Annotated in this window: 6 protein-coding genes; 5 read left to right on the top strand and 1 reads right to left on the bottom strand. The window is 72.2% G+C overall.

What is annotated here, in order from left to right:
* The first annotated feature begins 122 nt into the window (after window positions 1-122).
* On the top strand, window positions 123-1,340 hold the full coding sequence (locus tag ACFU0Y_RS15585; protein ID WP_380215444.1) for an MFS transporter: 1,218 nt from the start codon (window positions 123-125) through the stop codon (window positions 1,338-1,340).
* On the opposite strand, the gene ACFU0Y_RS15580 is transcribed toward ACFU0Y_RS15585, so the two are convergent.
* Window positions 1,327-2,367, bottom strand: coding sequence for a LacI family DNA-binding transcriptional regulator (locus ACFU0Y_RS15580; protein WP_380215442.1), 1,041 nt, complete (start codon window positions 2,365-2,367; stop codon window positions 1,327-1,329). The genes ACFU0Y_RS15585 and ACFU0Y_RS15580 overlap by 14 nt on opposite strands.
* A 203-nt stretch (window positions 2,368-2,570) precedes the next feature.
* Between ACFU0Y_RS15580 and ACFU0Y_RS15575 the strand changes: the two genes are divergently transcribed.
* From ACFU0Y_RS15575 to ACFU0Y_RS15560, 4 genes are read left to right on the top strand one after another with little or no spacing between them, the layout of a single operon-like run.
* Window positions 2,571-3,920: an extracellular solute-binding protein gene (locus ACFU0Y_RS15575; protein ID WP_380215440.1), complete on the top strand. Its 1,350-nt coding sequence runs from the start codon at window positions 2,571-2,573 to the stop codon at window positions 3,918-3,920.
* Complete coding sequence (locus tag ACFU0Y_RS15570; protein WP_380215438.1) at window positions 3,920-4,825, top strand: carbohydrate ABC transporter permease; 906 nt, start codon at window positions 3,920-3,922, stop codon at window positions 4,823-4,825. The genes ACFU0Y_RS15575 and ACFU0Y_RS15570 overlap by 1 nt, the downstream gene beginning before the upstream one ends.
* A gap of 4 nt (window positions 4,826-4,829) precedes the next feature.
* Window positions 4,830-5,744, top strand: a complete 915-nt coding sequence (locus ACFU0Y_RS15565) for a carbohydrate ABC transporter permease (protein ID WP_380215436.1) — start codon at window positions 4,830-4,832, stop codon at window positions 5,742-5,744.
* 29 nt (window positions 5,745-5,773) lie between these two features.
* The gene (locus ACFU0Y_RS15560; RefSeq protein ID WP_380215434.1) at window positions 5,774-8,137 is read left to right on the top strand and encodes a glycoside hydrolase family 3 N-terminal domain-containing protein; all 2,364 of its coding nucleotides are present in this window, start codon (window positions 5,774-5,776) and stop codon (window positions 8,135-8,137) included.
* The last annotated feature ends 10 nt before the right edge of the window (window positions 8,138-8,147 follow it).

Genomic DNA, 8,147 nt, shown 5'->3' with positions numbered 1-8,147 from the left:
GGCACGGCCCGGGCACGGCCTCAGCGCTGCACGGCACCGGAGCGCTCCCGCAGTACCGTGGAGCCTGTCCGGGCCGGCCCTCGCGGGAACGGCCTGCCTCCGAGCCCCGAGGAGACCTCCCCGTGCCGAGCCCGAGTGCCGATCCGCCGAGCGCCCCGACCTCCCGCCGGGCGCTGGTCTACCTCGCCGTGTGCGTGGTCCTGGTCGGCCTGAACCTGCGCACGGTCTTCTCCAGCTTCTCCGCGATCCTCCCGGAGATCACCGCCGCCGCGGATCTGCCCGGGTGGGCGGTCACCGTGCTGACCACTGCCCCCGTGACGCTGCTCGGCGTCTTCGCGCCCTTCGCCCCGCGCCTGGCCCGCCGGTTCGGGGCCGAGCACGTGCTGCTCGGCGCCATGGTGGTCCTGGCCCTGGGACTGGTGGTCCGCGGCCTGCCCCTGCCGGGCGCGAGCGCCCTGCCGCTGCTGCTCGCGGGGACGGTCGCGTGCGGCGCCGCGATCGCCCTGGGCAACGTGCTGCTGCCGTCCATCGTGAAGCGGGACTTCGCCCACCGCATCGGCCTGATGAGCGGGCTCTACACCACCGCGATCTGCGCCTCCGCCGCCCTCGGCGCGGGTCTCACCTACCCCGTGTTCCAGGCGACGGACTCCTGGCGGGGCTCCCTCGCGGTGTGGGCGGCACCCGCGGCCCTGGTGGTGGTGCTGCTGGTCCCGGTGGCGCTGCGCCACCGGGCGCCCGGCCCCCCGCCGCCCGACACCGGTGGCCCCGGGCCGTGGCGCTCGCCGGTGGCCTGGCAGATCACCCTGTTCATGGTCTTCCAGGCGATGATGTCCTTCAGCGTCTTCGCCTGGCTCGCCCCGATCCTGCGGGACCGCGGGATCGACGGCGCCACCGCCGGGCTGATCGTGGCGGTGTCCATCCTGCTGCAGATGACGGGCTCGCTGTTCGCCCCGGTCCTGGCCGCACGGCTGGCGGACCAGCGGGTGCTCAACGCCGTGGTGGCGCTCATGGCCGGCGGCGGCTTCGTGCTCTCCGTCTTCGGGCCCACCGAGCTGATCTGGGTCTGGACCGGACTGCTCGGACTGGGGCAGGGCAGCCTCACCGCCGTGGCCCTGACGATGATCGCGCTGCGCACCCGGAGCAGCGACATGGCGGTGCGGCTCTCGGGGATGATGCAGGGCGTGGGCTACGGCGTGGGCTCCTCGGGCACCTTCCTGGTGGGGCAGCTGCTGCACTGGACCGGCGGCTTCGCCGCGGCGGGGATCATGTTCGCGGTGGTCGGCACGCTCGCGGCGGTCTTCGGCTGGCAGGCGGGCCGGGCCCGCTTCATCCGGGAGTGACCGCGCCCTCCGCACCGCTGCGGGGCGGCGCGGTGGAGGAGCGCTCGACCAGCGAGGTCTGGAGCTGGAGGGGATGGACCCGGCGGGACCCGCCGGCCAGCAGGGTGACCGCGCGCTCGACGGCCATCTCGCCCATGGCGTGCAGGGGCTGGCGCACGGTGGTCAGCTTGGGCGAGGCCCAGCGCGCGAGCAGCGTGTCGTCGAAGCCGACCACGCTGAGGTCCTCGGGCACTCGCAGCCCCGCCTGCCGGGCGGCCTCGAAGGCGCCGAGGGCGGCCTCGTCGGAGGCCGCGAACAGGGCCGTGGGCGGGTCCTCGAGCTCGAGCAGCTCCTGGGCGCCGGCGAATCCCGCCTCGTAGCTGAACCCGCCGCCCGTCACGAGCCCGGGGTCGTGCGGCACCCCGGCGTTCTCCAGGGCGCTGCGGTAGCCGGCCAGGCGCTCGCGCGCCGGGACCGAGCCCCCGGCACCGCTGAGGTGGCCGACCCGGCGGTGCCCGAGCTCCAGGAGGTGGGTGGTGGCCTCGTACCCGCCGGCCCAGTTGGTGGAGCCGATGCTGGGGACCGTGGACGGCAGGCTGTTCACGGGGTCGATGGCCACCAGCGGGACCTGCGCGTGGGCCGCGGCGGCCACCTGCTCCGGGGTCAGCGGGGTGGTCACGGCGATGACCGCGGTCTCGCCCGTGCGGCCGCAGCGGGCGAACCAGTCCTCGGAGAACGGCGGGACGTCGCCCTGCTCGAGGCTCGGCAGCGTGCTCAGCATGAGGTCGGCGTCGGCAAGGCCGCAGGCGTCCACGGCACCGGCCATCACCTGGAGGGAGTAGTTGCTCTCGAGGGTGTCGAAGACGAGGACGATGGCCGTCCGGGGCCGGCGGACGGCCGAGCCCGTGTAGCCGAGGTCGGCGACCGCGGCCCGGACCCGCTCCCGCGTGTCCTCCCCCACGTCGGGGCGGCCGTTGAGCACCTTGGAGACCGTGCCCTTGGAGACGCCGGCCTGGGCGGCCACCTGGCTGAGCGTGGTTCTCTTCATGGGGGACGATCTCCTCGGACGGTGGACGGCGGCGGACGGGTCACGGGCGGGCCTCGAAACGTTTCGACGCACTCCGCCTCAGTGGCGCCGGTCACACCAGGGGGTTGACGGGTGTGAAACAGGCCACTTACTCTTCTCGCAACGAAACGCTATACGAAAAGTTTCGTAGGCGCAACGTATTGCTCACTGATGAGGAGAACGCCATGACCACCCACCGCAACCTCCGTCCCGCGCCCGCCGGCGCGCACCGGGGCCCCTTCTCCCCCCGCTCGCTGTCCCGCATCGCGCTCGTGGGCGCCGCGGCCCTGACCCTGGCCGGGTGCAGCGCCGGCGCCCAGCCCGGCGGCGCGGGCGGCGAGGGAGGCGCCAGCGCCTGGACGCTGACCGGCGGCGCCGAGGAGACGTTCCGCAGCTCCTTCCAGGCGTGGAACGACACCAACGGCGACGCCCCCATCACCGCCGAGTACTTCGCGAACGACGCCTTCAAGGAGAAGATCCGCACCAGCGTCGGCTCCGGCAACGCGCCCACCCTGATCTACAACTGGGGCGGCGACACCCTGCAGAGCTACGTCGAGAACGACAGCGTGGTGGAGCTGACCGGGGAGATCCCCGAGATGGAGGAGCGCGCCCTCGACTCCGTGCTGGAGACCGGCAAGGTGGACGGGAAGCTCTACGCCGTCCCGAACAACAACACCCAGCCCGTCATCCTGTACTACAACACCAAGCTCTTCGAGGAGGCCGGCGTCGAGGTCCCCACCACGTGGGAGGAGATGCTGGACGCCGTGGAGGCCTTCAAGGCCGAGGGCGTCACGCCGATCTCCGTGGCCGGCTCCAGCCAGTGGCCGTACCTCATGTGGATCCAGTACCTCACCGACCGGATCGGCGGGCCCGAGGTGTTCCAGGCCGTCGTGGACGGCGAGGAGGACGCGTGGTCGCACCCGGCCATCACCGAGGCCCTGGAGAAGATCCAGGAGCTCGTCGAGGCCGGCGGCTTCGGCGACGCCTACGGGTCGGTCGTGGCCGACGCGGGCGCCGACGTGGCGCTCGTGCACACCGACCAGGCGGCCATGATGCTGCACGGCAGCTGGGTCTACTCCAGCTTCCTCACCGACGCCCCCGAGTGGACCGCCGAGGGCAACCTGGGCTACACCACGTTCCCCGAGATCGAGGGCGGACAGGGCGACCCGCAGAACATCGTGGGCAACCCGGCGAACTTCTGGGCCGTGTCCGCGGACGCGTCCGAGGAGGAGAAGGCCACGGCCCTCGAGTACCTCAACGACATGAACCTCGACGACGCCGCCGTCGACACGCTCTTCGACGCCGGGCTGATCCCCGCCGTGGACGGCGTGGAGGACAAGATCGCCGAGACCGAGCACCCGGAGTACCTCGACTTCGCCTACTCGATGGTCCAGGACGCGCCGAACTTCCAGCTCTCCTGGGACCAGGCGCTCCCGGCCGACCAGGGACAGGCCCTGCTGACCAACCTCAGCCAGGTCTTCGCCGGCGAGATGAGCCCCGAGGAGTTCCAGACCGCGATGAACGGGACGCTCTGATGCTCGTGCGCTCTCCCGCGCGGCGGCGGACCCGGGTGGGCGCCGGCCCCAGCAACTGGATGCTGGCGCCCGCCCTGGTCTTCTTCGGCATCTTCGCGATCGGGCCGCTGCTGGGGGTCCTGGTGCTGTCCTTCATGGAGTGGGACGGCCTGGGCACCCCGCAGTGGGCCGGGGGCGAGAACTGGGTGTCCGTGCTCGAGAACCCGGTGTCCCGGCAGGCGATGGTGCTGACCGTCCAGCTCACGCTGCTGAGCTACGCCGTGCAGTTCCCGCTGAGCCTGCTGCTCGGCGTGTTCATGGCCGGCCGCCAGCGGTACCGGGAGTTCCTCTCCGTCCTGTACTTCCTGCCGATGCTCTTCTCGGCCGCGGCGATCGGCATCGCCTTCAAGGCCCTGCTCGACCCGAACTTCGGGCTGTCGCGGGCGTTCGGCGCGGCGCTGCTGCGGCAGGACTGGCTGGGCAACGGGAGCCTGGCGTTCTACGTCGTCGTCTTCGTCATCTCGTGGTCCTTCATCCCCTTCCACTCGCTGCTCTACCAGGCGGGGGTGCGGCAGATCCCGCAGAGCATGTACGAGGCCGCCACGATCGACGGCGCGGGGACGGTGCGGCAGTTCTTCTCGATCACGCTGCCGCAGCTGAAGTACACCATCGTGACGTCCTCCACGCTGATGCTGGTCGGGTCCCTGACCTACTTCGACCTCGTCTTCGCCCTCACCGGCGGCGGGCCCGGCACCGCGACCCGGATCCTGCCCCTGGACATGTACCTGACCGGATTCCGCAGCAACCAGATGGGCGAGGCCAGTGTCCTGGCGGTCATCCTCGTCGCCGTGGGGCTCACCCTCGCCCTCGGCCTGCAACGGCTCACCGGGGCCGAAAAGATGGAGAGCCAGGCGGAAGGTGCGTAGTCCCATGAGCACACGAACCGCGGACACCCGTCCCGTGAGCATTCGGCCCGAGGGCGCGTCCGGTCCGGACACCCGACCGGCGGGCACCCGCCCCGCCCGCCGGCGCCGGGGGCTCCCGAACATCCCGGCGGCCGTCGGCGGCTGGCTGTGGCTGGCCGCGATCATCATCCCGATCTACTACATCGCCATCACGAGCCTGAAGCCCCGCGAGGACTACTACTCCACGAACCCGCTGCTGCCCTCGTCCCCGACGTTCGCGCCGTACGCCACGGTCCTGCAGAACCAGTTCGTCCAGTACTTCCTCAACAGCGTGGTCGTGGTCGTGTTCACGGTGGCGGGGATCGTGTTCCTGTCCCTGCTCGCGTCCTACGTGATCGTGCGCAGCCGGACCGGGCTGGCCGTGTTCTCGAACCGGCTGTTCCTGCTGGGCATCGCCATCCCGATCCAGGCGACGATCATCCCGATCTACCTGATCATCGTCCAGCTCGGCCTCTACGACACCCTGGCCGCCCTGATCCTGCCCGGGATCGCGTCCGGGATCCCGATCACGGTCCTGATCCTCACGAACTTCATGCGGGACATCCCCAACGAGCTCTACGAGTCCATGACCCTCGACGGCGCCGGCGACTGGAAGGTCTTCCGCACGCTCGTGCTGCCGCTGAGCCTGCCCGCCATCACCACCGTGGGCGTCTACAACGCCCTCAACAGCTGGAACAACTTCCTGTTCCCGCTGATCCTCACGCAGAGCTCCGAGAAGCGCACGCTGCCCCTGTCCCTGTGGACGTACCAGGGGGAGTTCCAGGCCGACATCCCCGCCGTCCTGGCCGCCGTCGTCCTCTCGGCGCTGCCGATCCTCGTCCTCTACGTCTTCGGGCGCCGGCACCTCGTCGCCGGGCTCACCGCCGGCTTCGGCAAGTGACGCGCCCACCGAGCAGAAAGAACACCCCCATGACAGCACCCACGACAGCGCCGTGGAACGACCCCGCCCGTCCCGTCGCCGAACGCGTCGACGCCCTGCTGCAGGAGCTGAGCCTCGAGGAGAAGGCCGGTCAGCTCGGCAGCTACTGGCTGCGCCCCGACCCGGAGGAGGCCACGGGCGGCGCGGCCCCCATGGAGTCCGCCTTCGCCAACGACCGCTCGACCTTCGAGGCCGCGATCGCCCACGGTCTCGGCCACATCACCCGGGCCTTCGGCAGCGCGCCGATCTCCGCGGCGGACGGGGTGGAGCACCTGCGCACCCTGCAGCGCCAGGTCGTGGAGACCTCCCGGCTCGGGATCCCGGCCATCGCCCACGAGGAGTGCCTCACCGGGTTCACCACCCTGGGAGCCACCTGCTACCCGGCCGCGATCGCCTGGGGCGCCGCCTTCGACCCCGAGCTGGTCCGCACCATGGCCCGGCACATCGGCGCCGACATGAAGGGCGTGGGCGTCCACCTCGGCCTGTCCCCCGTGCTCGACGTCGTCCGCGACTACCGCTGGGGCCGCGTCGAGGAGACCGTCGGCGAGGACCCCTACCTCGTGGGCACCCTGACCACCGAGTACGTCCGGGGGCTCCAGGAGGCCGGCGTGATCGCCACCCTGAAGCACTTCGCGGGCTACTCCACCTCCCGCGCCGGGCGCAACCACGCCCCCGTCTCGATCGGACCGCGCGAGTTCCGCGACGTCGTCCTCGTGCCCTTCGAGATGGCCGTCAAGCTCGGCGAGGCCGGCGCGGTGATGAACTCCTACGCGGACGTCGACGGCGTCCCGCCCGTCGCCGACCCCGAGCTGCTCACCACGCTCCTGCGGGAGACCTGGGGCTTCGAGGGGACGGTCGTCTCCGACTACTGGGCCGTGAGCTTCCTGGAGTCCATGCACCACGTCGCGGCGGACCCCCGCGACGCCGGCGTCCAGTCGCTCTCCGCGGGGATGGACGTGGAGCTGCCCGAGACCGGCTGCTTCGCGGACCTCGCCGGCGCCGTGCGCGACGGCGCCCTCGACGAGTCCCTGCTCGACCGCGCGGTGCGGCGGGTGCTGACGCAGAAGGTCGAGCTCGGGCTGCTGGATCCGGGCTTCGACCCCGGCGCCGCGGGCGGGAGCGTCGACCTCGACTCCCCGGCGAACCGCCGGCTCGCCCGCCGGATGGCCGAGGAGTCCGTCGTCCTGCTCAAGAACGAGGGCGTCCTGCCGCTGGCCCGCGACACCGCCCGGAAGGTCGCGGTCATCGGCCCCAGCGCCGGGCAGCCCCGCGCGTTCCTCGGCTGCTACAGCTTCACCAACCACGTCCTGTCCCGCTTCGGGGAGTCCGGCACCGGCATCGAGATCACCTCGATCGTCGACGCCCTCGCCGAGGAGTTCGCGGACGGGGGGACCACCTTCCGGCACGCCCGCGGCGTCGACTTCACCGACCCCGACACCAGCGGCATCGCCGAGGCCGTGGCCGCGGCCGAGGAGGCCGACCTCGCGGTCGTGACCGTGGGCGACCTCGCGGGGCTCTTCGGCACGGGCACCTCCGGCGAGGGCTGCGACGTGGTGGACCTGTCCCTGCCCGGCCGGCAGGCCGCGCTCGTCGAGGCCGTGCTCGCCACGGGCACCCCGGTGGTCCTCGTGCTCGTGACGGGCCGCCCCTACAGCCTCGGCGCGTTCGACGACCGCTGCGCGGCCGTGGTGCAGGCCTTCATGCCGGGCGAGGAGGGCGGGCACGCCGTCGCCGGGGTGCTCTCCGGGCGGGTGAACCCCTCCGGGCGGCTGCCCGTGGGGATCCCCCGGCACGTGGGCGGCCAGCCCGGCACCTACCTGACCCCCGCCCTGGGCGGGTACTCGGAGGGCGTCTCCAACCTGGACCCCCGGCCGCTGTACCCGTTCGGCCACGGCATCGGGTACTCGAGCTTCTCCTACGACGCGCTCGAGCTGTCCGCGGCCGAGATCGGCACCGACGGCACCGTGGAGGCCGCGGTCACCGTGACCAACACCTCCGGCCGGGACGGCCAGGAGGTCGTCCAGCTGTACCTGAGCGACCCCCTCGCCCAGGTCGTCCGGCCGCTGAAGATGCTCGTCGGCTTCGCCAAGATCGCGCTGGAGGCCGGGCAGAGCGCCCGCGTGGTCTTCTCCGTGCACGCCGACCGCACCTCGTTCACGGGCCGGGCCATGCGCCGGATCGTGGAGCCGGGCGAGTTCGTCCTGCGCGCCGGCGCCTCCAGCGAGGACCTGCCCCTCGAGGGCCGGTTCACGGTCACCGGCACGGTCCGGGACGTGGAGGACGCCGACCGCGTCCTCACGACCCCCGTCGAGGTCCGCGTCGCCGACCGCGCGCTCGCCGCCGACGCCTCCTGAACCCGGGGCG

The organism is Kocuria sp. NPDC057446 (genome assembly GCF_042802875.1).
In the GTDB taxonomy this organism is placed as follows: Bacteria; Actinomycetota; Actinomycetes; order Actinomycetales; family Micrococcaceae; genus Kocuria.
Note: the sequence above shows the minus strand (reverse complement) of the source record. Positions and strands in the feature narration are given on the sequence as shown.

Bases quoted from the DNA above. Each gene is read 5' to 3' on its own strand.
- ACFU0Y_RS15570 (WP_380215438.1), top strand. From the start codon at position 3,920: ATGCTCGTGCGCTCTCCCGCGCGGCGGCGGACCCGGGTGGGCGCCGGC.
- ACFU0Y_RS15560 (WP_380215434.1), top strand. From the start codon at position 5,774: ATGACAGCACCCACGACAGCGCCGTGGAACGACCCCGCCCGTCCCGTC.
- ACFU0Y_RS15580 (WP_380215442.1), bottom strand. From the start codon at position 2,367: ATGAAGAGAACCACGCTCAGCCAGGTGGCCGCCCAGGCCGGCGTCTCC.
- ACFU0Y_RS15575 (WP_380215440.1), top strand. From the start codon at position 2,571: ATGACCACCCACCGCAACCTCCGTCCCGCGCCCGCCGGCGCGCACCGG.
- ACFU0Y_RS15565 (WP_380215436.1), top strand. From the start codon at position 4,830: ATGAGCACACGAACCGCGGACACCCGTCCCGTGAGCATTCGGCCCGAG.